The sequence below is a fragment of the Furfurilactobacillus siliginis genome (assembly GCF_001437435.1).
In the GTDB taxonomy this organism is placed as follows: domain Bacteria; phylum Bacillota; class Bacilli; order Lactobacillales; family Lactobacillaceae; genus Furfurilactobacillus; species Furfurilactobacillus siliginis.
In genome coordinates this window covers 1-271 of record NZ_JQCB01000024.1, presented here as the reverse complement: position 1 = coordinate 271, position 271 = coordinate 1, and the positions used below count along the sequence as shown (strand labels likewise).

At 44.6% G+C, this 271-nt stretch carries 1 protein-coding gene; it reads right to left on the bottom strand.

Translation table 11 applies throughout. The features are described 5' to 3' along the window. Nucleotides 1–271, bottom strand: a 271-nt coding sequence (locus IV55_RS10430) for a mucin-binding protein (protein WP_420864893.1), incomplete at both ends; no start/stop codon positions are given.

The following is a 271-nucleotide window of genomic DNA, read 5'->3' as shown; positions in this document are numbered from 1 at the left end:
GACTTTGACTATTGTTTTCACCAGTTTGAGGTAATTCTGGTGAATTAACAGCACCGTTGTTAACTTTAGATCCTGTATTAGTCGACGTATTGATTACTCCATTGTTAGTAGCGTTACTTGGCTGGGAAGGATTCCCTGGCGTCAGCTGATGCTTCAAGTCTGGCGTAATCGTTGGAGCGTTCTTGGTGTAGGTAACCGTGAATGCTAAGTCCTGTGAGTCCCCGTTAACTGTTTGCTTGTCAATTTGCGCCTTGTCAGCGGTATAACCCTT